Annotated in this window: 24 protein-coding genes; 16 read left to right on the top strand and 8 right to left on the bottom strand. The window is 62.6% G+C overall.

The features are described 5' to 3' along the window. Positions 1-82: 82 nt before the first annotated feature. Positions 83-3,415: a hypothetical protein gene (locus tag HRQ64_RS12855; protein WP_172123576.1), complete on the top strand. Its 3,333-nt coding sequence runs from the start codon at positions 83-85 to the stop codon at positions 3,413-3,415. Between the two features lie 3 nt (positions 3,416-3,418). On the opposite strand, the gene fliP is transcribed toward HRQ64_RS12855, so the two are convergent. Both fliP and HRQ64_RS20200 read right to left on the bottom strand, forming a co-directional pair. Then, complete coding sequence (fliP, locus tag HRQ64_RS20205) at positions 3,419-4,123, bottom strand: flagellar type III secretion system pore protein FliP (protein ID WP_349236740.1); 705 nt, start codon at positions 4,121-4,123, stop codon at positions 3,419-3,421. A gap of 55 nt (positions 4,124-4,178) precedes the next feature. Next, positions 4,179-4,844 carry a flagellar biosynthetic protein FliO gene (locus tag HRQ64_RS20200; RefSeq protein WP_248307054.1) on the bottom strand — a complete coding sequence of 222 codons (666 nt, stop codon included), beginning with the start codon at positions 4,842-4,844 and terminating at the stop codon, positions 4,179-4,181. Between the two features lie 118 nt (positions 4,845-4,962). On the opposite strand from HRQ64_RS20200, the gene flgB reads away from it, so the two are divergent. The 8 genes from flgB (at position 4,963) to HRQ64_RS12810 (ending at position 11,589) form a co-directional block, all read left to right on the top strand. After that, on the top strand, positions 4,963-5,415 hold the full coding sequence (gene flgB / locus HRQ64_RS12845) for a flagellar basal body rod protein FlgB (RefSeq protein ID WP_248307053.1): 453 nt from the start codon (positions 4,963-4,965) through the stop codon (positions 5,413-5,415). A 14-nt stretch (positions 5,416-5,429) separates the two neighbouring features. Next, the gene (gene flgC, locus HRQ64_RS12840; protein WP_172123574.1) at positions 5,430-5,840 is read left to right on the top strand and encodes a flagellar basal body rod protein FlgC; all 411 of its coding nucleotides are present in this window, start codon (positions 5,430-5,432) and stop codon (positions 5,838-5,840) included. A 29-nt stretch (positions 5,841-5,869) separates the two neighbouring features. Further along, positions 5,870-6,193, top strand: a complete 324-nt coding sequence (gene fliE / locus HRQ64_RS12835) for a flagellar hook-basal body complex protein FliE (protein WP_172123573.1) — start codon at positions 5,870-5,872, stop codon at positions 6,191-6,193. A gap of 91 nt (positions 6,194-6,284) precedes the next feature. Beyond that, positions 6,285-6,551 (top strand): flagellar biosynthesis protein FliQ, encoded by a 267-nt coding sequence (fliQ, locus tag HRQ64_RS12830; protein ID WP_127753448.1) that lies wholly within the window; start codon positions 6,285-6,287, stop codon positions 6,549-6,551. A gap of 1 nt (position 6,552) precedes the next feature. Further along, positions 6,553-7,320 carry a flagellar biosynthetic protein FliR gene (gene fliR / locus HRQ64_RS12825; RefSeq protein WP_349236706.1) on the top strand — a complete coding sequence of 256 codons (768 nt, stop codon included), beginning with the start codon at positions 6,553-6,555 and terminating at the stop codon, positions 7,318-7,320. 10 nt (positions 7,321-7,330) lie between these two features. Beyond that, complete coding sequence (gene flhB, locus HRQ64_RS12820; protein ID WP_127753447.1) at positions 7,331-8,416, top strand: flagellar biosynthesis protein FlhB; 1,086 nt, start codon at positions 7,331-7,333, stop codon at positions 8,414-8,416. A 207-nt stretch (positions 8,417-8,623) separates the two neighbouring features. Next, positions 8,624-11,197 (top strand): cell cycle histidine kinase CckA, encoded by a 2,574-nt coding sequence (locus HRQ64_RS12815; RefSeq protein WP_172123572.1) that lies wholly within the window; start codon positions 8,624-8,626, stop codon positions 11,195-11,197. Continuing rightward, positions 11,194-11,589, top strand: a complete 396-nt coding sequence (locus HRQ64_RS12810; protein WP_172123571.1) for a DUF2237 domain-containing protein — start codon at positions 11,194-11,196, stop codon at positions 11,587-11,589. Before HRQ64_RS12815 ends, HRQ64_RS12810 begins: the two co-directional genes overlap by 4 nt. Positions 11,590-11,599: 10 nt before the next feature. Here the strand turns inward: HRQ64_RS12810 and araD1 are convergent, their stop codons facing one another. Further along, complete coding sequence (araD1, locus tag HRQ64_RS12805) at positions 11,600-12,586, bottom strand: AraD1 family protein (RefSeq protein ID WP_349236739.1); 987 nt, start codon at positions 12,584-12,586, stop codon at positions 11,600-11,602. Positions 12,587-12,877: 291 nt separating this feature from the next. Here araD1 and recA point away from each other — a divergent pair, with 291 nt between their 5' ends. Both recA and alaS read left to right on the top strand, forming a co-directional pair. Next, positions 12,878-13,951 carry a recombinase RecA gene (gene recA, locus HRQ64_RS12800; protein ID WP_127753443.1) on the top strand — a complete coding sequence of 358 codons (1,074 nt, stop codon included), beginning with the start codon at positions 12,878-12,880 and terminating at the stop codon, positions 13,949-13,951. Between the two features lie 288 nt (positions 13,952-14,239). After that, complete coding sequence (alaS, locus tag HRQ64_RS12795; RefSeq protein ID WP_172123569.1) at positions 14,240-16,879, top strand: alanine--tRNA ligase; 2,640 nt, start codon at positions 14,240-14,242, stop codon at positions 16,877-16,879. Between the two features lie 77 nt (positions 16,880-16,956). Here the strand turns inward: alaS and HRQ64_RS12790 are convergent, their stop codons facing one another. From HRQ64_RS12790 to HRQ64_RS12770, 5 genes are all read right to left on the bottom strand, one after another. After that, positions 16,957-17,937, bottom strand: a complete 981-nt coding sequence (locus HRQ64_RS12790; RefSeq protein ID WP_172123568.1) for a Tim44 domain-containing protein — start codon at positions 17,935-17,937, stop codon at positions 16,957-16,959. Positions 17,938-18,049: 112 nt separating this feature from the next. After that, entirely contained in the window at positions 18,050-19,801 is a 1,752-nt protein-coding gene (locus HRQ64_RS12785; protein WP_248307052.1) for an alpha/beta-hydrolase family protein, read from the bottom strand. A gap of 56 nt (positions 19,802-19,857) precedes the next feature. Beyond that, positions 19,858-20,493 (bottom strand): exopolysaccharide biosynthesis protein, encoded by a 636-nt coding sequence (locus tag HRQ64_RS12780; RefSeq protein WP_172123567.1) that lies wholly within the window; start codon positions 20,491-20,493, stop codon positions 19,858-19,860. Between the two features lie 79 nt (positions 20,494-20,572). Continuing rightward, positions 20,573-21,784 (bottom strand): NADP-dependent isocitrate dehydrogenase, encoded by a 1,212-nt coding sequence (locus HRQ64_RS12775; RefSeq protein WP_127753439.1) that lies wholly within the window; start codon positions 21,782-21,784, stop codon positions 20,573-20,575. 120 nt (positions 21,785-21,904) lie between these two features. Continuing rightward, entirely contained in the window at positions 21,905-22,345 is a 441-nt protein-coding gene (locus tag HRQ64_RS12770) for a GFA family protein (RefSeq protein ID WP_172123566.1), read from the bottom strand. A 99-nt stretch (positions 22,346-22,444) separates the two neighbouring features. Between HRQ64_RS12770 and HRQ64_RS12765 the strand changes: the two genes are divergently transcribed. From HRQ64_RS12765 to rpsD, 5 genes are all read left to right on the top strand, one after another. Further along, positions 22,445-23,020, top strand: a complete 576-nt coding sequence (locus HRQ64_RS12765) for a GNAT family protein (protein WP_172123565.1) — start codon at positions 22,445-22,447, stop codon at positions 23,018-23,020. Between the two features lie 96 nt (positions 23,021-23,116). Further along, positions 23,117-23,713: a GNAT family protein gene (locus HRQ64_RS12760; protein WP_164854834.1), complete on the top strand. Its 597-nt coding sequence runs from the start codon at positions 23,117-23,119 to the stop codon at positions 23,711-23,713. A gap of 103 nt (positions 23,714-23,816) precedes the next feature. After that, complete coding sequence (locus tag HRQ64_RS12755; RefSeq protein WP_172123564.1) at positions 23,817-24,620, top strand: RNA methyltransferase; 804 nt, start codon at positions 23,817-23,819, stop codon at positions 24,618-24,620. Between the two features lie 72 nt (positions 24,621-24,692). Next, on the top strand, positions 24,693-25,967 hold the full coding sequence (locus HRQ64_RS12750; protein WP_349236705.1) for an MFS transporter: 1,275 nt from the start codon (positions 24,693-24,695) through the stop codon (positions 25,965-25,967). 176 nt (positions 25,968-26,143) lie between these two features. Then, positions 26,144-26,761 carry a 30S ribosomal protein S4 gene (gene rpsD, locus HRQ64_RS12745; RefSeq protein WP_127753433.1) on the top strand — a complete coding sequence of 206 codons (618 nt, stop codon included), beginning with the start codon at positions 26,144-26,146 and terminating at the stop codon, positions 26,759-26,761. Positions 26,762-26,774: the final 13 nt, after the last annotated feature.

Below are 26,774 nucleotides of genomic sequence, written 5' to 3'. Positions count from 1 at the left end.
GGCGCTCTGATGTGTCGCCTGCGTGGGTTCGGTGGTTGCAAGCCTTGCCCGGAACCGCGCGGCTGGGTGCGGTAGGCAGTTGGTGAAGAGCGGCAAACAGAAGATTTTGTGCGGGTTGGGCGGCGTGTTGTGGCTGGCCACGCTGGCCATCCCCGCGGCGGCCCAGGAGCAGGGGCAGCTCTTTGCAACCGCCGAAGAGGGCTATGCCCGGCTGGTGCTGAGCTTTCCTGGCCGTGACGATCTGCCAAGGCACAAGCTGCGCGTTGAAAATGGCGTTCTGTCGGTTGAGTTCGATGAAGCGGTGCAACTCGTGCTGCCCGATGTAGGCACGACGCTGCCGCAATATCTGTCCATCGCCCGGCTCGATGCCAATGGGCGCGGCTTGCGCGTCGGGTTGAGATCGAGCTTCAATTTCAATCGCACTGAAGCGGGCGAAAAGCTGTTTATCGATCTGTTGCCGGCCGATTGGCAGGGCATGCCGCCGGCGCTGCCGCAGGAGGTGCTCGATGAACTGGCGGAGCGTGCTCGCCTCGAAGCCATCGAGACCGAGCAGGAGCGCAAGGCGCGGCAGGCGGCCGAGCTTGGAGCCACGCCCAGCGTTCGGGTGGGGCGCAACCCGACCTTTCTGCGCCTGCAGTTCGACTGGAACGTGCCCACCTCTGGCCAATACCTGCCCGAGGGCGAGCACGGGCTGATCGCCTTTGAATGGCCGGTGCCGGTGGATTTGCGCGATCTGCTGGTCGACCTGCCGGCCGAGATCGTGGCGGCAGATAACGTGGTCACGCCTGATGGGTCGTCGGTGCAAATGCAGTTTGCCAAGGGCGTGGTACCGCGCTTTTACCAGAACTCGGACCGGCAATATGTGCTGGATGTGGATCTGGCGGGGCAGGGGCTGCCCAGCCTTGATGCTGAAGATGTTGTCGCTGAGGTAGCACATGCCGAGGCGGAGGCGCATGGGACGGAACATGCCGCCGCCGGCAGCGAGCAAACCCGCTATCCGGCAAATCCCGCAGCGGTTGTGACGCCGTTTGCCAGCGTGCTGGGCTCCACGGTGCGGGTGGTATTTCCGTTTGAGCAGGAAACGCCGGCAGCAGTGTTTCGGCGCGGCGACACTGTCTGGCTGATGTTCGACACGGTGGCTGGCATTGCCGCGCCAACCCAGTCGCCCGAACTCGACACCATCGCGCAAGAGTTCAGCGTGGTGCCGGCTGCGGATACGCAGGTGGTGCGGATCGATCTGGCGCAGGATCGGCTGGCAACGCTTGGCTCGGAAGGCATGGCCTGGGTTCTCTCGCTGGGCGATGTGGTTTTGACCCCGACCCAGCCGATGCAGCTGACGAGACGGCGCGATAATGCTGGTTCGTTCGAGATGGTGGCCGATGTGTTGCGGCCCGCTCGCGTGCACGAGTTCCGCGACCCGCTGGTGGGCGATACCCTACAGGTGGTGACGGCTTATCCGCCGGCCCGCGGCATCACCCGGCTGCTCGACTATGTGGAATTTTCGGCGCTGCGCAGCGTGCATGGGCTGGTGATCAAGCCCGAAGCCGGCGATCTGGGCGTCAAGATCGAAGAGCAGCTGGCGGTGATCTCGGCGGCGCGTGGGCTGAGCGTTTCCGCCTATGATGCCCCACGGGGCGCAGGCCAGGGCGCGGGGGACGGCGCGAGGAACCGGTTCATCGACTTGGCGGCGCTGGAACAAAGCGATCCGAACGGCTTCATCGAGCGGCGCCAAGAGCTGATGCGCGCGGCCGCGGCGGCCGAAGGGCAGCAGCGCGACGTAGCGCGGCTGGATCTGGCGCAATATCTTGTCGCCAACCGGTTTGCCCATGAGGCGCTCGGCGTGCTCCGCACCGTGGCGGGTGAAGCCAGTGCGGAAGAACTGACCCGCCGGATCGGCATGACAGAGGTCATCGCCAATACGGTGGCCTCGCGATCGGCGGATGCGCTGAAGGTGCTCAATGCGCCGGCGTTTAACGGGGATGTGGATGCCCTGTTTTGGCGCGCCATTGCTCGGGCTGATCTCGCCGACTATCAGGGCGCTCGGCAGGATGCGCGGGAGGCGCAGGGCGTGCTTGCGAGCTACCCGCAATGGGCGCGCAATCGATTCCTGCTCGCCGCCAGCGGGGCGAGCTTGCAAACCGGGGATCGCACATTCGCAGAACAGTTGCTGGACAAGGTTACCCCGGCCGAGTTGAGCGCGGAGGAGTCGAGCCGCTACCATCTGCTGACCGCGCGCCTCCTGGAAGAAGGCGGGGCGGTGGAAGAAGCGATCGATGCTTATGGCCAGGTGATTGCTGCCGATTTTCGGCCTACGCGGGCAGAGGCGGTTTACCGCACCTTGCTGCTGTTGGATGGAAAGGGGACACTCAACCTCGAAAAGGCAACGCACACTCTGGCCGCTGAGGCACTGATGTGGCGCGGCAATGCGCTGGAAGCGGAAATGCAAAAGCTGCTGGCCGACCTTTACTTCAGGTCGGGCGAATATCGCTCGGGGTTTGAAGCGGTAAAGCAGGCGGTGGCCCAGCATGGCGCTGATCCCTCGATCAATGCGCTGGGCGATCGGGCGCAGCAGGTGTTCGAGGAATTGTTCCTGGATGGACAGGCCGACAAGCTCGGGCCGGTGGATGCGCTGGGATTGTTTTACGACTTCCCGCAGCTGACGCCGCCGGGCGCGCGCGGTGACGAGATGATCCGCAAGCTGGCGCGCCGGCTGGTCGGGGTGGATCTCCTAGCGCAGGCGGCCGAGCTGTTGCAGTATCAGCTGGAGAACCGCCTCCGTGGGGTGGCGCAGACGCAGGTGGCCGCTGACCTGGCGGTGATCTACCTCGCGGACCGGCGGCCGCAGGACGCCTTGCGCGTGCTCAACGCCTCACGCTTACCGGACCTGCCGGCCGGGCTGGCGCGGCAGCGACGGCTGCTCGAAGCTCGGGCGATGATCGATGGCGGACGCAACGAGCTGGCGCTGCAATTGCTGAGCGACATGGATGGACGCGATGCCGACCTGTTGCGGGTGGATGCCCAGTGGCGGGCCAAGCGCTACAGCCAGGCCAGCGGGTTGCTGGAAACCATGTATGGGCAGGCAGGCGTCAGCGAGCCGCTGAGCCAGCCGGCGCGCATGGACCTGATCAAGGCGGCCGTGGGCTTTGTGCTGGCCAATGACAATAGCGGCCTGTTGCGCTTGCGCGAGAAGTTTGCCGAGCGGCTGGTCAAGACACCGGAATGGGCGATGTTCGACTTCGTCACCGGGCCGATCACCGCCTCCAGCCTTGAGTTCAAGAGCGTGGCCAATGAGGTGGCCGGTCTCGATGGCCTTAATGCGTTTCTTGCGTCCTATCGTGAATTCTATGGCAAGGACGGCGCCTTGACGCCGCTGGCGGCAAGCAAGGCCGATGGGGATCTTGCATCGGCGAACTAGGCACTAGCCGCTGACAAAGCTGCGCACCAGCGATCCGGCGACCAGATACCAGCCGTCCACCAAAACGAAAAAGATCAGCTTGAAAGGCAGCGAGATCACCACGGGCGGCAGCATCATCATGCCCATGGACATCAGCACCGACGCTACGACCATGTCGATGATGACAAAGGGCAGGAAAAGCAGAAAGCCGATCTCGAAGGCGCGCCGCAGCTCGGAGATCATGAAGGCGGGGATCAGGAGCTGGAGCGAGATCGCCTCGGGATCGGCGGGAGGTTCGGCTTCGGTCAGGTCGTAGAAGAGCTCGAGATCCTTGTCGCGCACATTGGCGCGCATGAACGCATGGATGGGGGCGCTGCCCAGCTCAAAGGCCTCGGGGGCTTCAATCTCCCCGGCAATGAGGGGAGCAATACCCAGGTCATAGGTCTGCTGCAGCGTTGGCTGCATGACAAAGATGGTGAGGAACAGGGCTAGCGACACCATCACCGAATTGGGTGGAGCGGTTTGCAGGCCAATGGCGGTCCGCAGCAGCGACAGCACTACGACGATGCGGGTGAAACTTGTCACCATGACGAGGATCGAGGGCGCCAGCGCGAGAATCGTGACGAGGCCGATCAGCTGAACGGCACGCTCGGTCAGGCTGGCATCATCGCCGAAATCAATGTTGACGTCCTGGCCAAATGCCAGGCTCGGCGCCAGCAGCAAGATGATGCTGGCGAGGGGAAGAAGATGAGCGGCGCGCAACCGCCGCCGGCCTGGCTGCGAGTTATCGATCGCCTTTGGTGGTGCCGCCGACACTCTCCGCGTTTTCCCTGCTCTTCGCCCCAGTGTTCTCTTTAGCTGAGTCGAGCGGGTGCGCAGCCGAATTGTCGGGGTTATGCGCCGGGTGATTGTCGCCGTTGCTGCCGGGCTTGAGCAGGCCGGTGTGGCGCAAGGAAACTGGCTTGGGCTGAGTGCCCCGGCCGAAATCGCGCAAACGCTCGATGGCGGAAGGGGGCGGTGCCGCAACAGGAGCCACCGGAGCAGGTGCTGCCGGGGCGGGAGCAACTGCCGGTGTGGCCGCCTGAGGCGCCGGCGCGGGCCGGGTGCGGCGGGAGGGGACCACGGGGACCGGACGACGCGTCGGCGTGGGAAGGTCATCAACCGGGATACCCGCTTCAAGCAGCAGGTCCTGGGTACCGCCGGTCAGCACGAGATGTTCGACATTGTCGCGGCGAACGAGGAGCAATTGGCGCCGGCCATCGAGCTGCAGGGTTTCCACCACACCCAGACGTGGGCCGCGGCCGGCGCGCGCCGGCTTGCCGGTGGCGGTGAACACGAATTTGAGCAGCCATACCGCAAGCACGATCAGGACCAGCACCGCGCCCAGGGCGAACAGGGCGGTAAGGAGCGTTGCTCCCGAGTCGCCCAGTATGCTGGTGATGAAACCCATGATCATTCTCCTCCAAACCGCTTTGCCGGCGGTAATTCTTGCCGAGTAAACGCTGCAATCGCCGCTAATACGAGGCCGCACGAGCTATGACGACAATCAGATTAACGCGACGTTAACCATGGACCCGGCAAGAATTGCCCATCGCTCCCACCTAAAGGGTTTGCTGGCCATGGGCCTGATGGATCTGCCGGTCTTTAATGCCTTGACCGACAAAATGCGCTGGCACCAAGCCCGTCAAGGCTTATTGGCCGAGAACGTTGCCAATGCGGAAACGCCGGGCTATCGCGGCCGCGATTTAGCGCAGTTCGAATTCGGGGCGCAGGGTCCCAGCTCATCCGCCAGCATTGTCACTTCGGCGACGCAGCCCACCCATTTCAGCGTTTCAAGCAGCAATGGGGGCTTTGGCGCCCAGCGCATGGCCAATTTCGAGATCACGCCGGAAGGCAATGGGGTGACGCTGGAAGACGAGATGATGAAGGTGACCACCAATCTGATGGATTACCAGGCAGCCACCTCGCTCTACCAGAAGAGCATCAAGATCATTCGCACCGCGCTCGGCAAATCGGCTTAGGAGTATCAGGGTTCATGGATTTCAACGCCTCACTCCGCATTGCCGCTACGGGGCTGCATGCCCAGACCGCGCGGATGCGCGTCATCGCGGAAAACCTTGCCAACACCGATTCGGCCGGCAAGGCGCCGGGGGACGAGCCTTATCGTCGGCGAGTGCCGACCTTTGAGGTGGGGCTCGACAACGAGACGGGAGCACGCATCGTGGAAGTGGGCAAGCTTGCCTATGACATGAGCGATTTCACCAGCCGCTATGAGCCAGGCCATCCGGCCGCCGACGAGAGCGGCTATGTGCAATATCCCAATGTCGACCCGCTGATCGAAAGCATGGATATGCGCGAGGCCCAGCGCACCTATGAAGCCAATCTGAACGTCGTTTCCGTGACCCGCCAGATGCTCGGGCGCACGCTCGACATCCTGCGCGGCTAGTTCTTTTCCCTTCAGCAAGAAGTTCACCCATGGCCATCCCGTTCAATGCCGCCACCGCCGCCTATGGCAATGCTTCGCGCCTGATCAGCCAGGCGGCCAAGCCGGGCACGGACCTGCTCGCCAAGGGGGCTGGCGGGCCAGACTTTGCGCAGATGCTGGCGCAAAGCGTCCAAGGCGTGGTGGAAACCGGCCGAGCCTCGGACCAGATGGCCATCGACATGGTCAATGGCAAAGCCAATCCGGTGGACATGGTGACGGCCATCTCACAGACGGAAATCGCGATCGAAAGCATGGTAGCGGTACGTGACCGGGTGATTTCGGCTTATGAAGAAATCATGCGGATGCCGATCTAGGCCGGCACCGAGGGTAAGCTGAGCAGAAGCGACCGAGCTGGCTTATGATCGAAGCGGGCGGCCCATGATTCGCCGCTGACCCGAGATTGCGATGACCGGCGCTGAAGTTCTCGACATTGCCACCGATGGGATCTGGACGCTGATCATTGTTTCGGCGCCGATGATGATCGTCGGGCTCTTGGTCGGCGTGGTGATCGCGTTGTTCCAGGCGCTGACGCAGATCCAGGAGCAGACCCTGGTGTTCGTGCCCAAGATCATCGCGATCTTCATCACCATGCTGCTGACGCTGCCATTCGCGGGCGCGCAGATGGGGGCCTATATGTCTCGGGTCGTCGACATGATCATCGTGGGCGGTTGAGGTGTCTCTCGCGCTCAACTGGCTGCCCAACATGGCCTTTGTGTACCTGCTACTGTTTGCCCGGATCGGGGCCATTTTGATGCTGATGCCGGGGCTGGGGGAGCAAACCATCCCGGCGCGGATGCGGCTCAGTTTTGCGCTGGCGTTTACGCTGGTGCTGTACCCGCTCTTGGCCGGGCAGATGCCGCCGCTGCCGACAGGGATCATGGGCATCGTGCCGTTGCTGTTTCATGAACTGGCGGTGGGCCTGATCCTGGGCGCGATCGCCCGGATCACGGTGATGGCGACGCAGGTGGCGGGCGCGATCGTGGCGTTCAATGCCGGGATGAGCATGGCCCAGACCGCCGACCCTACCCAGGGCGGCATCCAGGGCGCGGTGTTTGGCACCTTTTTGTCGTTTGTGGGCGTGGCGCTGATCTTTGCCACCGATTTGCATCATGTGGCGCTCGCCGCGACCTATGACAGCTACACCCTGTTCAGCCCGACCGATCCGCTGATGTGGGAGGATGCGGCGCAACTGGCGATCCGCACGGTGAGCGGGGCGTTCACGGTCGGGGTGCAGATGTCGGCGCCGTTTATCGTGTTCGGTCTCGTGTTCAATCTGGGCGCGGGGATCCTGGCGCGGCTGATGCCGGCGCTGCAGGTGTTTTTCGTATTGATGCCGGCCAATGTGATGGTCGGATTGATCCTATTTGCCTTGCTGCTGACGATGATGATGGGCTGGTATATCACCGCCTTCGAGCAGCATCTGGCGATGTGGCGGGGCTAGGGCCGGGCAGATGTCGGACGAGGCGCCCGAAAAATCCAGCAAAACCGAAGACCCTTCCGCCAAAAAGCTCGAGGACGCGCACAAAAAGGGTGACGTGGCCAAGAGCCAGGAGGTGACCACCTGGTTCATGCTGGCGGGCTCGGCGGCGGTGTTTGCGCTGCTTGGGCCATCCACCAGCGCCAGCTTGATGGGGTCGCTCAAAACGCTGCTCACCAATGCCGATCGGTACGAGCTGGGTGGTCCCGCATTCGGCTCGTTCTTCAACGGGCTGGCGCTGGCGCTTGTCGGCACGATCATGGTGCCGCTGCTGATCTTGTCGTTCTGCGCTGTTGTGGCCAATCTGGTGCAGCATCGGTTCCTGTTTTCGGCCGAGCCAATCACGCCCAAACTGTCCAAGATTTCGCCGCTGGCGGGGTTCAAGCGGCTGTTTTCGGGGGAAGCGCTGGTCAACTTCCTCAAGGGGCTGGTCAAGCTGGGACTGGTGGGAGCGGTGCTGGTGGGTGTCGTTTGGCCCGAGCGCGACCGGCTCGACACGATGATGACGGCCGACCCGCTGCTGATCCTGCAATTCTTCCAGGATATCGGGCTCAAGGTGTTCGGTGCGACGCTGGCCGTAGTGACGCTGATCGCCATGGCGGATTATGTTTATGTGCGCCGCAAATGGTGGACGCGCCAGATGATGACGCTCCAGGAAACCAAGGACGAATACAAGCAGATGGAAGGCGACCCGCACGTCAAGGGCCGCATCCGCCAACTGCGCCAGGAGCGCTCGCGCAAGCGCATGATGGCCGCGGTGCCTGACGCCACGGTGGTGGTCACCAATCCGACGCACTTTGCAGTAGCGCTGAAATATGATCGCTCGATGCGAGCGCCGCTTTGCGTTGCCAAGGGCGCTGACGCGGTGGCCCTGCGCATCCGCACGCTGGCCGGCGAGCACAATGTGCCGATTGTAGAGAACCCGCCGCTAGCTCGGGCATTGTTCGCGAGCGTCGAAGTTGATGAGCCCATTCCGGCCGAGCACTTCAAGGCCGTCGCGGAGGTGATCGGCTTCGTGATGCGATTGCGCCCCAGCACAGGGTGGCGGCCAACACGCTGAGGCTGGCAAGCCTGTTGATAACAAGCAATATCTCCCCCCGCGGCAGACCATTTGCTAAACCTTTCTGGGCACCTGATTCGGGCGGCCAGATGGTGTACGCGCTTGCGTTGCGAACGAAAGCCAAGCATTGCCTTGGTAAGCTGGCTCTGTGCCAGACCATGCGAAGCGGTCCGAAAGCCTTGCGACCGAAGACCTAGGAGCTTGAACATGGCCGTCACGCCGATCCGGGATGACAATTATCCCGAGCCGCTGGTGGATTCGGGGCGGGGTGGATACGGGCTCTGGCGCGTTGTGGCACTGGGACTGGCGCTGGTGGCGCTGGCGGTGGGCTACGCGATGTTCGGTGATCACGTGCCGCTTGATCTGGTGATGACCTTTGTGGGCATGCTGGCAGTGGTCGGCGTGTTCTGCCTGTTTGGACTGGCTGCGGGCCTGTTCCGCTTTGCCGGTAATGAGGAGCGGCGCACCACGTCCCACGCGATCGTCGACAGCCTGCCCTTTGGCGCGGTGGTGGCGGATCGGGATGGGCGCATTTCCTATGTGAATGCGCACTATGGCAGCTTTGCGGGGGCGCTCAACAATGGGGTTCCGGTGGGCGTGCCGCGCTTGTTTGCCGGACAATCCGATGCCAGCGAAGCGATTTACCGCCTGTCGCGCGCGGCCAAGGACGGGCGCAGCGCGGTGGAGGATATCCGCCTGATCGGGGGGCTGGGGGGGTCCCAGGCCGAAAGCAATCGCGCCTTCTGGTACCGGGTTGGAGTGCGGCCATTGCCGGTCACCGAAGGCGAATCCAAGCCCAAGGTGATCTGGACGGTCGAGGACATCACCCGCGACCGCGACAATAATGAAAGCGCTTTCCGCGATCTGCAGCGCGCGATCGATTATCTCGATCATTCGCCGGCGGGCTTTTTCTCGGCTGATGCGCGTGGGCGGATCCAGTATCTGAACTCAACCCTTGCCGACTGGCTGGGTTACGATCTGGCTGAATTCAATGCCGGCCAGCTCAGTCTGCGCGACGTGGTGCATGGCGATGGCGCGACGTTGTTGATGCGTGGTCGCGGTGACGGGGAAATCCGCACCGAGATCATCGATATCGACCTGGTGCGCCGCAACGGCACAACATTGCCGGTGCGTCTCCTGCATCGCGCAGCTCGCATGGCCGACGGTGAACTGGGCGAAACGCGCACCCTGGTGCTCGACATGACCAGCGCGCCCGATACCGAGGAAGCGTTGCGGGCGGCGGAAATCCGGTTCTCGCGCTTTTTCAACGATACGCCATTTGCAATCGCGACGCTCGACAGCGAAGGGCGGATTATCCGCACCAATGCCCCATTTGGGCGCATCTTCCATTGGTCGGGTGAGGAAAAGAGCCTTGAAATGCAGCCGCTGATCGACCTGATCGGCCAAGGCAGCCGCGACCGTTTTGCGCGCGCCATCGCCGATGCTTCGGCGCATCGCTCGGCAGTGGAGCCGGTGGATGCGTTGCTGAGCGCGGAAGGCGAGCACGCCGTGCGGCTTTATCTATCGGGCTCTGAAACCCTGTCGGGCTCGCCCGAGCAGGTCAATGTCTATGCCCTCGACATGACCGACCAGCGCAAGCTTGAGGCGCAGTTTGCCCAAAGCCAGAAGATGCAGGCCGTGGGACAGCTCGCCGGCGGCGTTGCGCATGATTTCAACAACTTACTGACCGCAATCATCGGTTTTTCCGATCTGCTGCTGCTCAAGCATAAGCCGGGCGATCCATCGTTCAGCGAACTGATGCAGATCAAGCAGAACGCCAACCGTGCAGCGGGGCTGACACGGCAGTTGCTGGCGTTCTCGCGCCGGCAGACTCTGCGGCCGCAAGTGCTTGAGCTGCCGCTGATCGTTGACGATCTGACCGTGCTGCTCAAGCGGATGATCGGGGACAAGAACACGCTGGGCGTTGATCACGGCCGCAATATCTGGCCGGTGCGCGCCGATGTGGTTCAGCTCGAACAGGTGGTGATCAACCTCGTGGTCAATGCCCGCGACGCCATGCCCGATGGTGGCTCCATCACCATTCGCACCAGCAATGTCAGCCGCGCCGAGGCCGAGGCCATGCAGTTCGATGGCATGGTGGCGGCCGATTATGTGTTGATCGAAGTGCAGGACACCGGCACCGGGATGAGCCAGGAAGTGCTCACCAAAATCTTTGAGCCCTTTTTTACCACCAAGGAGCTGGGCAAAGGCACCGGGCTGGGGTTGTCGACGGTCTACGGCATCATCAAACAGACCGAAGGTTACATCTATCCGGTCTCGACCGTCGGGGTTGGCACCACGTTCAAAATCTTCCTGCCCCGCTATGTGCCCTCTGAGATCGAGGCAACCGCCAAGGTAGCCGCGGCGGCTGCGCCAGTGCGGGACCTGACGGGCGAAGAGCGTATCCTGTTGGTTGAGGACGAGGAAAGCGTGCGGGCATTCTCCGCTCGCGCGTTGCGCGCGACTGGTTACGAGGTGTTCGAGGCTGACGGCGGCGAAGAAGCGCTAGAGGTGCTCGAGGAGCTCGAGTTCAAGATCGATCTCATGATCTCGGATGTGGTGATGCCCGAGATGGACGGGCCGACGCTGCTCAAGCATGTGCGCAAGACCATGCCGCGGCTCAAGGTGATCTTTGTGTCGGGTTATGCCGAGGAAAGCGTCCGCCGCGATATCGAGGATGACCAGAGCGTCGAGTTCCTGCCCAAGCCTTATTCGCTGGACCAGATCAATTCCAAGGTCAAAGAGGTGCTGCAAAAGCAGGACGAAGGCCAGGCGCAGTGAACGCGCGCAATTTCGGTGAAGGGGCGGGGGAGCGCAATGTGCTCGGCGAACCGCTCGAGCCCTGCTCCACCAGTCCGCTGACGGGGTTCTTCCGCAGCGGCTATTGTGCCGCGGGCCCAGACGGCGTGGCCCGGCATCTGGTCTGCATCGAGGCGAGCGAAGCCTTTCTCGCCTACTCCAAAAGAGCGGGCAATGATCTGTCCACGCCCCGCCCCGAATGGGGCTTTCCCGGGCTCAAGGCGGGAGACCGCTGGTGCCTTCTGGCCGAGCGGTGGGCACAGGCGCTGGAAGCGGGGCAGGCCCCCCGCGTCTTCATGCACTCAACCAATGAAGCGGTGCTGGACGGGCTGAGCCTTGCTGATCTCAAGGCTCATGCACGCGATTTGAATTGAACGGCTCCCCCTAGTAGAGATCGCCGATGATCAGCGGATGCTCGTCCTCGATCCGGACGGGATTGCGCAGGGGAGCGCCGAACTGGCTTTCCTCGATCTCGAATACGTCATTGGGCTGGGTGACGATGTTATCGGCAAAGCTGAGCGTCGCCGTGCCGAACATATGCACATGCACGTCGCCGGGTTGGCGGAACAGGCCATATTTGAAGTGGTGATATTCCAGATTGGCGATGGTGTGGCTCATATTGGCCTCGCCCGAGAGGAACGGCTTTTCCCAGATCACCGCACCATCGCGATAGATGCGCGACATGCCTTCGATATGCTCCGGCAGGTCGCCGACCCGCAATTCGGGCCCAAAGGCGCAGGCGCGCAGCTTGGAATGGGCGAGATAGAGATAGTTGACCCGCTCGGTAACGTGATCAGAAAACTCATTGGCGAGCGCAAAGCCAAGGCGACGCGGCTGGCCGTTGGCGTCGATCAGGTAGATGCCGGCGATCTCGGGCTCTTCGCCAGCATCGCGGGCAAAGGACGGGGACGGAATGGGGTGACCGGGATTGACCACGGTGGTGCCGTTGCCTTTGTAGAACCATTCCGGCTGGACGCCCCGGGCGCCGCCTTCAGGCTTGCCCCCTTCAAGGCCCATCTGGAACATCTTCATGGAATCGGTCAGCTGTTCGGCTTGCTTGGCGGCGTTGCCCTTGTGCATGGCATCGCGCGTGGCGGCCGAGCCCAGATGGGTCAGCCCTGTGCCGGTGATATAAAGATGGGCCGGATCGGGATGATCGATCGGCGCGAGCATGCGCCCTTCAGCCAGGATGTCGTGCCGATTGACGGCGTCTCCAAGCCCACGCTGGGCCACGAGCGCCGCAAGACCCGTGCCTTGGGCGAGGGCGGTCGTGGCGAGCTCATAAACGCTGGTGGTGGTGTTGACCCGGCGGGCGACGTCACCCTCTACTGCGGCCACGGCGCGGGCGCCCGATTGATCGAAAAACTGGATGAGATTCACGGGGTTTGCTCCTCGATTGCCCGTTGCGGTCGTCCCGTGCATAAAGCGCAACCCGGGCCGGCCCGGCAAGCTCTTTTGCGCGCCGCGTGGCGGTCAGAGTTCCATCTGGGCACGGAAGGGCTGCGGTCCAGGGACTGCGGTTCTTTTGTTGCAATGGGCGCGAGAAATCGCCTTGACAGGAGCGGAACAAAATGAGAACAAGAGGGCACTTCTCGTGGATTGATCTTCCGGAAAGCAGCGCGTTGCGCCCGGTCCCGGAGCGTGGAATAAGGAGAGACTCGTATGGCAAATACCCCGCTTCGGATCGTTGAAGGTGGATCAATGGACAAGGACAAGGCTCTCGCCGCGGCGCTGAGCCAAATCGAACGCAATTTCGGCAAGGGCTCGATCATGCGCCTTGGCGAGGCTGCCTCGATCGAGGTTGAGGCAATATCGACGGGCTCGCTCGGGCTTGATATCGCCCTCGGAATTGGTGGCCTGCCCAAGGGCCGCATCGTTGAAATTTTCGGGCCGGAAAGCTCAGGCAAGACCACGTTGGCGCTGCATGTGATTGCCGAAGCGCAGCGCAAGGGTGGCGTTTGCGCTTTTGTGGATGCCGAGCACGCGCTCGATCCGATCTATGCCCGCAAGCTGGGCGTCAATGTGGATGATCTGCTGATCTCCCAGCCTGACGCTGGCGAACAGGCGCTCGAAATCACCGACACACTGGTGCGCTCGGGCGCGATCGATGTGCTGGTGGTTGATTCGGTAGCGGCATTGACGCCGCGGGCCGAGCTTGAAGGCGAAATGGGCGACTCGCTGCCGGGGCTGCAGGCCCGGTTGATGAGCCAGGCCATGCGCAAGCTGACCTCGTCGATTTCCAAATCCAAGTGCCTGGTGATCTTCATCAACCAGATCCGCATGAAGATTGGCGTGATGTATGGTTCGCCCGAAACCACGACCGGCGGCAATGCGCTCAAATTCTATGCCTCGGTGCGGCTCGACATTCGCCGGATCGGCGCCATCAAGGACCGCGAGGAGATCGTGGGCAACCAGACCCGCGTCAAGGTGGTCAAGAACAAGCTGGCCCCGCCGTTCCGCCAGGTTGAATTCGACATCATGTATGGCGAAGGTATCTCCAAGACTGGCGAGTTGCTCGATCTTGGGGTCAAGAGCGGCGTGGTGGAAAAGTCGGGCGCCTGGTTCTCCTATGACAGCCAGCGTATGGGGCAGGGGCGTGAGAATGCGCGCCAGTTCCTCAAGGACAATCCGGCGGCTGCGGCAACCATCGAGCAGGGCGTGCGCGAAAGCTCGGGCCTGCTCGGAGAAGTACTGCTGGTATCGGGCGGTGACGACGCTGCCGACAGCGACGAATAAGCAGTTCCCATGCAGGGTGAAGAAAGGCATCGCGAGAGCGGTGCCTTTTCTTTTGAGTCTGAACCGCAGGCGCCCGGCTGCAAGCAGGCGAGACAGAGCTGCCGCCAACGCAATCTAGCATCGTTTATATCGGGCCTGGCGATGCTCATCGAGCCCTTTAGCCGGCGTCCCCATACCTAGCAGTAAGCGGGGCGCACCGATGCTGGACAGCGCTGCGCCGCACGGGCTAGAAAGCCAGCCAAAGTCTTGCGGCGTCCACGGGCGCCAATCCGCCATGAAAGCCATTCTATGACCAGCGTAAACGATCTCCGCTCGAGTTTTATCGACTTTTTTGCCCGGAATGGTCACGAGGCGGTTCCGTCGAGCCCATTGGTACCGCGCAATGATCCCACATTGATGTTCACCAATGCTGGCATGGTGCAGTTCAAGAACGTCTTTACCGGTCTCGAAAAGCGCCCCTATACGATCGCCACTTCGGCGCAGAAATGCGTGCGCGCCGGTGGCAAGCACAACGATCTGGACAATGTCGGCTTTACCGCCCGGCACCACACCTTTTTTGAGATGCTGGGGAATTTCTCCTTTGGCGATTACTTCAAGGACCACGCCATCGAACTGGCCTGGACCTTGCTGACCAAGGACTGGGGTCTTCCCAAGGACCGGCTGATGGTCACCGTCTACGAGGACGACGACCAGGCCATGGAGCTATGGAAGAAGATCGCCGGGATCGGGGAGGACCGGATTGTGCGGCTGGGCGCCAAGTCCAACTTTTGGCAGATGGGCGACACAGGCCCGTGCGGGCCGTGCTCGGAGATCTTCTACGACCATGGCGACAAGGTCTGGGGCGGCCCTCCCGGCTCGCCGGATGAAGATGGCGATCGCTGGATCGAGATCTGGAACCTCGTGTTCATGCAGTTCGAGCAGCATGCCGACGGCTCGCGCACACCATTGCCACGCCCGTCAATCGACACTGGCATGGGCCTTGAGCGTATTGCCGCCGTGATGCAGGGTGTGCACGACAATTACGATATCGACCTGTTCAAGGCGCTGATCGGGGCTGCTGCCTCGGCGATCGGCACCGAAGTTGAGGGCGAGGGTAACCGCAGCCTGCGGGTGATCGCCGATCACCTGCGCTCGATGTCGTTCCTGATCGCCGAAGGCGTGCTGCCGTCTAATGAAGGACGTGGCTATGTGCTGCGCCGGATCATGCGGCGCGCAATGCGCCATGCCACGCTGCTCGGCGCTGAAGAGCCGGTGATCCATAAGCTCGTTCCAGCGCTGGTGCGCGAAATGGGCCAAGCTTATCCCGAGCTGTCGCGCGGGGAGGCCATGATCAGCGAAACGGTGCGGCTGGAGGAGGGGCGCTTCCTTAAGACCCTTGGACGGGGCCTGCAGATTCTCTCGGATGAAACGAGCACTCTCGCGGAAGGCGATACGCTGAACGGCGCCACCGCGTTCAAGCTTTATGACACCTATGGGTTCCCGCTCGATCTCACCCAGGATGCGTTGCGGGCGCGCGGCATTGCTGTCGACCAAGCAGGCTTTGATGCCGCCATGGCCCAGCAAAAGGCAGAAGCGCGCCGGAGCTGGTCAGGCTCGGGCGAGGCAGCCACCGGCGCGGTCTGGTATGGGCTGGCTGATCGGCTTGGGCCCACGGAGTTTCTGGGCTACGAAACCGAAACGGCCGAAGGGGAAGTCACCGCATTGCTGCGCGACGGAGCCGAGATCGATCGGCTTGAGGCCGGGCAAGAAGGTTATGTGGTACTCAACCAAACCCCGTTCTACGGCGAGAGCGGCGGGCAGGTTGGCGATGCCGGCTCCATGCGTGGTGACGGCGTCAGCGTTGTGGTCACCGACACGCAAAAGTACCATGGTGTGTTCGCGCACAAGGTGAAGGTCGAGACTGGAGCGCTGCGCGTGGGACAGGCCGTCGAACTCGTCGTTGACCATGCTCGCCGTTCGGCCATTCGTGCCAATCACTCCGCCACCCATCTGCTGCATGAAGCGCTGCGGATCGTGCTGGGTGACCATGTTGCGCAAAAGGGATCGCTGGTTTCGCCGGATCGGCTGCGTTTCGACTTTGTGCATACCAAGGCCATGAGCCCGCTGGAACTGGCGGAGGTCGAGGATCTGGCCAATGCCATTATCCTGCAGAACACGCCGGTCGAAACGCGGCTGATGGGAGTCGAGGAAGCCAAGGATTCAGGCGCCCGCGCGCTGTTCGGCGAGAAATATGGCGACGAAGTGCGCGTGGTCTCGATGGGCGAGCCGACGGGCAACAGCCTCGGGTGGTCGGTGGAGCTGTGCGGGGGCACCCATGTCAGGCGCACCGGCGATATCGGGCTCGTGTCGGTGGTAGCTGAAAGTGCCGTGGGGGCCGGCGTGCGTCGCATCGAGGCGCTGACCGGCAATGCGGCGCGCCATCGCGGCAATACCCATGTTGCCATTGTTGAAACTGCAGCGGGGATGCTGCGTGCCGGCAGCCAGGATGTGCTTGAGCGTATCGCAGCGCTGCAGGAGCAGCTCAAGCGCTCCGAGCGGGCGCTCAGCGATGCCAAGCAGAAGCTGGCCATGGGCGGCGGCGCCGCCGGGGGCAGTGAGGTGGAAGCGATCAACGGCACGCCCTTTATCGGCCGGATCGTCGACGGCTTGCAGCCAAAGGATCTGCGCGGGTTGGTTGACCAGACCAAAAAGCAGGTTGGCTCGGGCGTTGTTGCGATCATCGGCTTGGCCGAAGACGGCAAAGCCGGACTGGCGGTCGGAATCACCGAGGATCTGATCGGCAAGGCTTCGGCCGTGGATCTGGTACGGGCGGGATCCGCTGCCATGGGCGGGCAGGGCGGCGGCGGTCGTCCCGACATGGCGCAGGCCGGTGGTCCGGATGGCAGCAAGGCCGAAGAAGCACTGGCCGCTATCCGCGCGCTGCTCTAGACCAAGGCTAGGGACAAAAGGAAAGGCCCGCCTCCTGAGCTGGAGGCGGGCCTTTTTGTTCGGTTGTAGCGGGGCGTTTAAGCTTCCTGGATCGCCGAGAGCTTCCAGTCGCCGCCCCGCGGGCGGACAAAGGTCCAGAGCTCGGTGGCCTCGGTGGGTTCGGCAGGGTTGCCCTCGACGACCCGATCAGTGGCGCGTTCCACGGTCCAGTCGCGCAGGCTGTAGCGCAAGGCAGCGGTGGCGTAATCGCTGTTATCCTCGCGCCAGCTTTCGGCAATGTCACCCTGGAGCAGCTTGATGTCGGCAAGCTGGTTGTGCAGGCCGCGGGTGGCGTTGGCAGCCATTTGTTCGGCCAGGTAGCCCATCATTTCGGGCGTGGTCAGGCGACGCAGGGTTTCATAGTCCTCGGCGCCATAGGCAGTCTGAACCTGACCCAGCATCTGCTCGAAGCTATCGAGGTCCCGCTGGCCAACGCCCAGCTCGTCCGGATTGGCCGGGCGAGCGCGCGAGGGGCGGGTGGCATTGCCGGCACCCGAGCCACCCAGGCCGCCAAGATTGCGGCCGAAGTTCTCAAAGCCCGTGCGGTTGGTGTTGTCGGGCCCGCCGGCCATGGCCGGCCGGCGCGCGCCGCCGCGGACCAGGCGCATTACCAGCCAGACGACGCCGCCGATCAGGAGAACCTGGAAGAGCAGGCTGAACAAGCCGCCAATGCCGCCAAAGCCAGCGCCAAAGAGCAAACCGAGCAAGCCGCCAAGCATCAAGCCACGGAACAGGGAGCCACCAAGGCCGCCCAGGAATCCGCCACGCTGCTGGGCGGCGGCAGGGTTCTGGGCGTTAGCGTTGGGCCGTGCCTGCTGTGCGGGTGTGGTGGAGCGCTGGATAGGGGCTACGGTGTTGGGTGCCGTGTTGGTTGGAGGCGCCGACTGGAAGGTGCGGGTGCCGCGGCTGCCAAAGCTGCCACGGGCGCGCGCGTCCGCGGTATCCACGGCGGCCATCGAGAATGCGACAACAAGTGCGGCAAACGCGCTGGCTAGCCGGAAGCGGCGGGCGATGAACATCAGGAAAATCTCCTAGGACTGAACTTGAAGCCTATATGGGGGCAGGGCTAGGCAATTGCATCCCCTGAAAGCCATGAGAGCGCGGGAAAGTTGCGTTAGGCGGCTACGTCGCTCAAGGCACAGCGGATGTTACAACAGGCGCTTTATCCTTGAACCAGCCGGGGCCGATATCCTGTGCCCCGCCGGAGCGCGTGAGCCGGTCGCGCAGTCGCTGCTGATTTGGAGGGTCCCAATTTGGGGGATCGGTGATGGCGAGCCAGGCATCCAGATAATGCTGGGGCGCGTAAACATGGCCGAACCCAACGGGCGAGGTTTGGGCCAGGGCCATGTCGAGCGCGAGCTGCAGGAAGGTGACGACTGGGTACCAGGTGAGCTGGCGCGAGACGTCGGGCGGCCGATTGCTGGTCAGCCATTCGGGCGGACGATACAGCACCTGGGGTTCGAAGAAGACAATGGGGTCGCTGGCATATTGCAGGTAAACCAGGCGCATGGGACCCCAGCTGGCACCGGGAATGTCGAGGGCATTGCTCTGGTTGGTAAAGCGGATGATGGAACTGTCGTTGAAGCGCGGCAGCCATTCCGGAGTGCCGGCCTGGCGGTTCGCGGTGGCATTGCGCCAGGGCGGGCTGGCGAAGGGCGGGCCGGCCCAAAGCGCGCCCTGGAACGGATCGGCCAGCACATCGTAAAGGGTGGCGGAGGCTTGTGACGCATAGGCACCCAGGCTCAGACCATGCAGATAAAGCCTGGGCCGTGTGTCGGAGGGCAATTCGGTCCAGTAATCATAAACCGCGTTGAACAGCGCCTGGGCCGAAGCGGTGCCAACATCAGGTTCGGCAAGGAGCGAGAGCCAACTGGTGAGATATGAATATTGCAGCGCCACGCTCGCGACGTCACCGGCATGCAGGATTTCGAGGGTGTCAATTGCGGGGGGATCAACCCAGCCCGTGCCCACGGGCATGATCAGCACCAGCACCGAGCGATCAAAGGCGCCGATCCGCTCCATTTCTGCAAGGGCAAGCTGGGCCCGCTGGTCCACCGTTTCGGCCGAACGGAGCCCAACATAAACCCGAAGCGGGCTCTTGGCTGGGCGCCCGATTAGGGCTTGGATATCGGCGGCGGTGGGACCGGACTGGACGTAAACCCGGGCGTCGAGCCCAATCGTGTCCCAGTCGATGAGGGAGCCGGCGCTGCCCGAACGCAGGGGATCGGCCGGGGGCTCTTCATATTGGCCCGCGAGGGCATCCAGTTCGCCATAGAACTGATCGGCAGCATAAAGAACGCCGCGTACCACGATGCCGTTGACAAAGAGGCTGGTCACGACGCCGACGATGAGCATGCCGCCAACCAGCGCCACCCGGCGCGGCAGGATGCGGGCCAGCCAATTCGCCACGGCCCGCACGAAGCGCACGATGGCGGTGCCGATGCCGATCAGCAGGGCGGCGGGGAGAGCCGCAATCGCGGCAACGCGTACGGGCTGGGTGGAATGAACGGGGGTCATGCCCATGACCTCGCGGATGGAGTTTTGCCAACCGGTGGATAGCCACAGAAAAACAATGGCCGTGAGCGTGCAGACCAAAAGGGCGATCAGCTTGATCCGGCGCGCGCGGGCGCGACCCGGGATGCTCAGTTCCATGAAGGTCCACAGCCACTCGCCAAACACGCCGATGCCGTAGCCGGCAGCAAAGACGCAGCCGCTCAGAATACCCTGCAGCACGAAGTGACGAGGCAGCAGCGAAGGCGTGAGGGAAAGGGCAAAGAACAACACTCCGACTAGCACGCCGCCCGTGGGCAAGCGATCCAGCGCCAGGAGGAGGCGCGGCAGGAGACGCTGCATGCGCCAGGCGCTAGCGGCAGGTGCGCGCATGGCCATTCCACGGGAGCGCTGGAGCCCGAAATGCCAACAACCAGGCGCCCAATGCACTACCCCCTCAGAAAACCGCCGGCAGAAAAACCGAGCGAAATCACCGTCCAGATCACCCACGCATCGACCAGGAAGCCGACTGCCCCGATGAGGACGCCGATGATGAGGCCCAAACCGTCGCGGTTCAACCGGGACAGGCACATTACCGCGACCCCGACATTGGGGATGGCGTTCATAAAGGGGATAGGGACCACCATGGGCAGGCACAGCACCATGACGATGAGGGCGAAGGGGCGACCCGTTCCTGTTCCAACCAGGGCTCGGAAGCGGGGAAAGGAGATGCGCGCCAATGCGCGCGAATAGCGCAGCAAACGGGCCAGCAGTTTGAGCAGGAGCTTAACTGGGACGCGCCGGTCACCCACAAAACGCGGCAGGCGCACGGGGCGGCCCAGCAGCATGGCCATGGCAAAGCCAAACATGGCCAGTGCCACTACCCCGCCATAGCCTGGGGCACCCGGGATCATGTTGAGCAAGCTGAAAACGAAGATGATGAGAGTGTGGCTGTTGACGCCAAGAACCTGGATGAGGCCCGAAAAGGTCAGTTCCGGCGCTTGGCCGCTGGCAGACAGGTGCAGCGCCTGCCGCATGGCATCGAGCTGGAGTTCAACCGGGCTGGCGTGCGGAGAAAGGGGCATTGCTATTCAGGCCGGCGCGAAAGGCGCAAAAGCAAAACGGCGCCCAGGGGCGCCGCTCGCATTACTCTCTCGAGGTCGCTCAGGCCATGGCCTTCTGCAGGTTCTGATCGATGGCATCGAGGAAGCCGATGGTCGACAGCCATGGCTGATCCGGGCCGACGAGCAGGGAAAGGTCCTTGGTCATCTTGCCTTCTTCGATGGTGTCGACGGTGACCTTTTCGAGGGTCGCGGCGAACTTGGCGAGGGCTTCGTTGTCATCGAGCTTGGCGCGATGAGCCAGGCCACGCGTCCAGGCAAAGATGGAGGCGGTGGAGTTGGTTGAGGTTTCCTTGCCCTGCTGATGCTGGCGGTAGTGACGCGTCACGGTCCCGTGGGCAGCTTCGGCTTCGACGATCTTGCCATCGGGGGTGGCCAGAACCGAGGTCATCAGACCGAGCGAGCCAAAGCCCTGGGCCACGATGTCGGACTGCACATCGCCGTCATAGTTCTTGCACGCCCAGACATAGCCGCCGGACCACTTGAGTGCCGAGGCGACCATGTCGTCGATCAGGCGGTGCTCGTACCAGATCTTGGCGGCTTCGAACTTTTCCTTGAACTCGGCTTCGTAGATTTCCTGGAAGATGTCCTTGAAGCGGCCGTCATAGGCCTTGAGGATGGTGTTCTTGGTCGAGAGATAGCACGGCACACCGCGGGCAAGCGCGTAGTTGAAGCTGGAATAAGCGAAGTCGCGGATGGAATCGTCCAGGTTGTACATGGCCATGGCAACGCCAGCGCCGGGCGACTGGAACACTTCGTGCTCGATCACCTGGCCGTCTTCGCCGGTGAACTTGATGGTCAGCGTGCCCTTGCCCGGGAAGGTGAAGTCGGTGGCGCGGTACTGATCGCCAAAGGCGTGGCGGCCGACGATGATCGGCTGGGTCCAGCCGGGGACGAGGCGCGGCACGTTCTGGCAGATGATCGGCTCGCGGAAGATCACGCCGCCCAGGATGTTGCGGATGGTGCCGTTGGGCGACTTCCACATCTTCTTGAGCTTGAATTCCTCGACGCGCTGCTCATCGGGGGTGATGGTGGCGCATTTGATGCCGACGCCGTACTTCTGGATCGCCTTGGCGGCATCGATCGTGATCTGGTCGTTGGTGGCGTCGCGGCTTTCGACGCTGAGATCGTAATATTCGATCGGCAGATCGAGATAGGGGTGGATGAGCTTGTCCTTGATCGCCTGCCAGATGATGCGCGTCATCTCATCGCCGTCGAGATCGACGACCGGATTGGCGACTTTGATCTTGCTCATGAAGAGTTCTCCCTTGGTGTCCTGCCTGTCGGCCCACAGCCGTGTTGGCGCCCCTATAGCATTGCAGGGGAAAAGCGCAAAGACTGGCTCGGCAAGGCCTCTTGCCCAAGGCGGGCAGGTTCAGGCGGGCGAAGGGCGGTAGGTCTCGTGGTGTGGAAGGTGATCGGCAATCGAGTCCCAGCCCTGGTGGGTGCGGGCGAAGATCAGTTGATTGGGCACAAACCAAGCGTTGTCGCCGGCGAAAAAGCCTGCCGCGACCAGGCGCACGGATGGAGCGCGGGAGGACTGGCCATAAAGCGGCGTGCCGCAACAGGGACAGAAGTGACGGGTGAAGGTTGCGCCCGACGCACTTGGCCGCGAGAAACTGCCGGCTTGGCCGGAGACGATCAGGTGTTGCTCGGACACGAGGGCCACGGTGGAATGACCCGTGCCGCTCGCCTGCTGGCAATGTAGGCAAGCGCACATGAACATGGAGCCGACCGGACCGACGATGGCCATGGTCAGCGCCCCGCAGGCGCAACTGGCTTTCACGTTCACCGACACTCGGTCTTGTTTGCTCATGGAGGCAGGCTGCCATGCAGGTTGGCGAGGAACAAGAGCAATGGCCTTGCCTTGATTCTCCCGAACCGCAACAATGAACGGCTTCCGCCAGGAGGACGCATGGCGCTTTATCCGACCTATCCTATGGAAACCAAGCGGCTGCGTTTGCGCCCGTTTACACGCGGCGATGTTGATGCCGTGTTTGCCTATCGGCAGCGCGATGACGTGGCGCGATTTCTGTTCGACTCGGCACTCAGCCGGGAGGAATGCGCACTGGCGGTGCAGCAGCGGATCGCGCAAACCACGCTGATCGAAGAGGGCGACAAAATCGTTCTCGGGGTGGAACTGCCCGGCACCGGCGAACTGATCGGCGAAGTTTCGCTGATCTGGCGGAGCGTCGACAGCCAACAAGGGGAAGTGGGCTGGATCCTGCACCCGGACTATCACGGGCAGGGCTATGGCACGGAAGCGGCGGGCGCGATGCTGGACCTGGCGTTCAGGCAGGCAAATCTGCATCGGGTGATTGCCCGCTGTGCGGCCGAGAATGCGCCATCGTTCCATCTCATGGAGCGCCTGGGCATGCGGCGCGAGGCGCATTTCCGCGAGCACGCCATCACCAAGGGTGTGTGGGATGAAGAGTTCATTTACGCTATTTTGCAGGGCGAGTGGCTGAGCCGGAACACGCCCCAGACCTAGTCCCAGCATCTTCAACTAACTTGCGCTAGTGCTGGAACTTCCCGCTGACGTGATCCGTTCATGATCGGTCAGTATCTATTGGGGAGGTTCGCCATCATGTCGTCACCATCTTTGCCCTTGCAAACAGATCGGTTGATGCTGCGGACCTTCGAGCGCGCCGACCTTGCGGATCTCGCGGCCTATCATACCCTTCCATCCATGCAGCGCTATGTGTTCAGCCGAACGCGCGATGAGGCCGATGTTGCCGATGCGCTTAACGTCCTGCGGGGACATGTGAGCCTGCAGCGGCCTGGCGACACGCTGACCCTGGCCATGGTGCGCAAGGGCGACAAGAAGGTCATCGGCCATGTTTCGCTGAATTGGCAGGACGCAACATCGGGGCAGGGCGAAGTTCGCTTCTGCATCAATCCCAGCTATTCGGGACAGGGCTATGCCGCCGAAGCGCTGGGCGCCATGTTCGATCTCGCTTTCGAGCGGTTCCACATCCACCGGGTATTTGTCCGGTGTGACGGGCGCAACCACAATTCCATCAAGCTGATGCAAAAGCTCGGCCTGCGCCTCGAAGCGCATTACCGCGAGCATGCGCTGTTCCAGGGCGAGTGGGACGAAGAACTGCATTTCGCCATTCTCGACCGGGAATGGAACCGCTCCAGCAAGGTCAAGGAACTGCCGATCCGCCATCGCGTGGCCTGAACCGCGCTTGGATATCTCGAATTCAGAACGGCGCTCCAGCGGGGCGCCGTTTGCGTTTGCCGCGGCGCTCCGCTAAGTGCGGCTGATAGCGAGAAGGGGCATCATGGCCGGCACCGATTCATCCATTCCCATCACCCTGGCGCCGTCACCGGCGATTATCCTGTGCGAGCCGCAGCTGGGCGAGAACATTGGCACGGCCGCTCGGGCCATGGCTAATTTCGGGCTGTGGGACCTGCGGCTGGTGCGGCCGCGCGACGGCTGGCCTAATGAGAAGGCGGTGAACGCTGCTTCCCGTGCCGATCATGTGCTCGAACGGGTGCGGGTGTTCGATACGCTTGAAGCGGCGATCAGCGACCTCACCCTGGTTTATGCCACGACGGCCCGCTCGCGCGACTTGCAGAAGGCGGTGATCGGCCCCGACGAGGCAGCGCAACGGATGGCCAGCCATATCGGTGGTGGTCGTGGTGCCGGCCTTCTGTTCGGGCGTGAGCGCTGGGGGTTGCTCAATGACGAGGTGGCCTTGGCCGATGCCATCGTGACCTTGCCGGTGGAGCCTGCCTTTGCTTCGCTCAACATTGCCCAGGCCGTGTTGCTGCTGGCCTATGAATGGCGCCGCCACAGCGCCGCCGGAACCACGCTGCCATTCGATGATAATCTGGCGCAGGTTGCCCCGCGCGAAGAACTGGTTGGCTTGTTCGGGCATCTGGAAGCGACGCTGGACCAATCGGGGTTCTTTACCGCACCGGACAAGCGGCCCACAGTGGTCAACAATTTGCGCACGATGCTCGAGCGCGGCAAGTTCACCAGCCAGGAAATCCGCACTTTGCGCGGCGTAATTTCTTCGATTGACCGGCGCCATCAGCGCCCCAATCCAAACCGGCAGCCGCGCGAAAGTGACAAAGGCTAGAAAATCGGCGGTCGGTCTGAGTTCGGGTGTGTTTGAGGCTTTGACGAGCGTTTACCGGCATGCCATGGGCAAATGATGAGCACGCCCGCACCGCATGATAAATCCCGCCTCGCTTTCAGTTACACCGGCTTCCGCTTCTTTTGGCTGACCACGCTGCTGGTCAGCTTTGCCGTCCAGATCATGTCTGTATCCATCGCCTGGCAGATCTTTGCGATCACCGGCGATTATTTCCTGCTCGGGCTGGTGGGCCTTTGCTTGTTTATGCCGGCTCTGGTGTTGATGCTGGTGACGGGCCTAGCGGCGGACCGGTTCAACCGCCGGATGATCATGGCAGTGTGCCTGGCAGTGGAGCTGGGTTGCGCGCTCGGTTTTCTCATGCTGGTGAATGCGCAGGAGCATGAGGTTTGGCCGATCTTTGCCATCCTAGTAGTGCTGGGCACCGCCCGCGCCTTCTGGAGCCCGGCAGCCCAGTCGCTGGCCCCAAACCTGGTGCCCCCTGAAGCCCTGAGCAATGCGATTACGGTCAATGCTTCGGCCTGGCAGTTTGCGGCGATCATGGGACCCTCGATTGGTGGTGTGCTGTATGCCCTGAGCCCGGTCGTTGCGTTTGGCACCGCGGGCGTGCTGTTGCTGGTAGCCAGCGGTTGTGTGCTGCTGATCCCCAAGCCGCAGCAGCGCCAATCGCAGCAGGCGACCAGCCTTGAGACGATCTTTGGCGGGTTCCGTTATATCCTGAGCAACAAGGTGGTACTGGGCGCCATTTCGCTCGACATGTTCGCCGTGCTGATGGGCGGGGCAGTGGCCTTGCTGCCGGCCTTCACTGAAGAGATACTGCATGGTGGGCCGGTGGAGTTCGGCATTTTGCGGGCGTCGCCCGGCGTTGGCGCGCTGTTGATGGCGTTGACGCTGACGCGCTTCCCCATCCGGCATCATGCCGGCAAGATGCTGTTCGTGTTCGTGGCGCTGTTTGGTTTGTTCACGACGGTGTTCGGGCTGTCGAGCAATGTGTGGCTGTCGATTGGAGCACTGATGCTGGTGGGCGCCTCGGATATGGTGAGCGTGACCATCCGCGAGACCATCATGCAGCTCTGGACGCCCGAAGAGGTGCGCGGGCGCGTCAATGCGGTCAATTCGGTATTTATAGGCGCGTCCAACGAGCTGGGCGAGTTCCGGGCCGGAACCGTGGCCCATTTCATTGGGCCGGTTGGCGCGGTGGTGGTTGGTGGCGTGGGGGCCATGGCGGTCGCGGCGATCTGGAGCCGGGTGTTTCCCGGGCTGCGCAAGCAGGATACGCTTGACCGCAAGATGGTCAGGGATGGCGTGGCCGAGCCGCTGTCTACCCCTTAGAGGCCGGCCGGCTTGACTTTGCCGCTGGCCCCTTTTATCAACCGGCCACCTATTGCGGCCTTCGGGCCCCTAGGCGCACCCGGGATCTTCTTTCATCAGAGGTCTGTCAGCCTGTCGGTTCACCGGCAGGCAGAGGAGGGCGCGATCCATTTCGACGTTTCATGAAAGGATACGCGATGTCGAAGCGCATTTCTGCCAAGCACAAGATTGACCGCCGTCTTGGCGAAAACATCTGGGGTCGTCCGTCGAGCCCGCTTAACGCTCGTGCCTATGGCCCCGGCCAGCACGGCCAGCGCCGCAAGGGCAAGCTGAGCGATTATGGTCTGCAGCTGCGCGCCAAGCAGAAGCTGAAGGGCTACTATGCCTCGATCACCGAGAAGTCGTTCAAGAAGCTCTACAACGAAGCTGCCCGCGTCAAGGGCGACACCGGCGAGAACCTTATTGGCCTGCTTGAGTCGCGCCTGGACGCGATCGTCTATCGTGCCAAGTTCGTGGCAACCCCGTTTGCTGCCCGCCAGTTCGTCAACCATGGCCATGTGATGGTCAATGGCAAGCGCGTCAACATCCCATCCTACCAGGTCAAGGTTGGCGACAAGATCGAAGTGCGCGAGCGCTCCAAGCAGCTCACCGTTCTGCTCGAAGCCATTCAGCTGGCTGAGCGTGATGTGCCCGACTATGTGGAAGTCGACCACAACAAGATGACCGCGACCTATGTTCGCGTGCCGGCCCTCTCGGATGTGCCCTATCCGGTGCAGATGGAGCCAAATCTGGTGGTGGAATTCTACTCGCGCTAAGCGAACCAGAGTT

The sequence above is a fragment of the Devosia sp. 919 genome (assembly GCF_013185965.1).
Taxonomy (GTDB): Bacteria; Pseudomonadota; Alphaproteobacteria; order Rhizobiales; family Devosiaceae; genus Devosia.
Note: the sequence above shows the minus strand (reverse complement) of the source record. Positions and strands in the feature narration are given on the sequence as shown.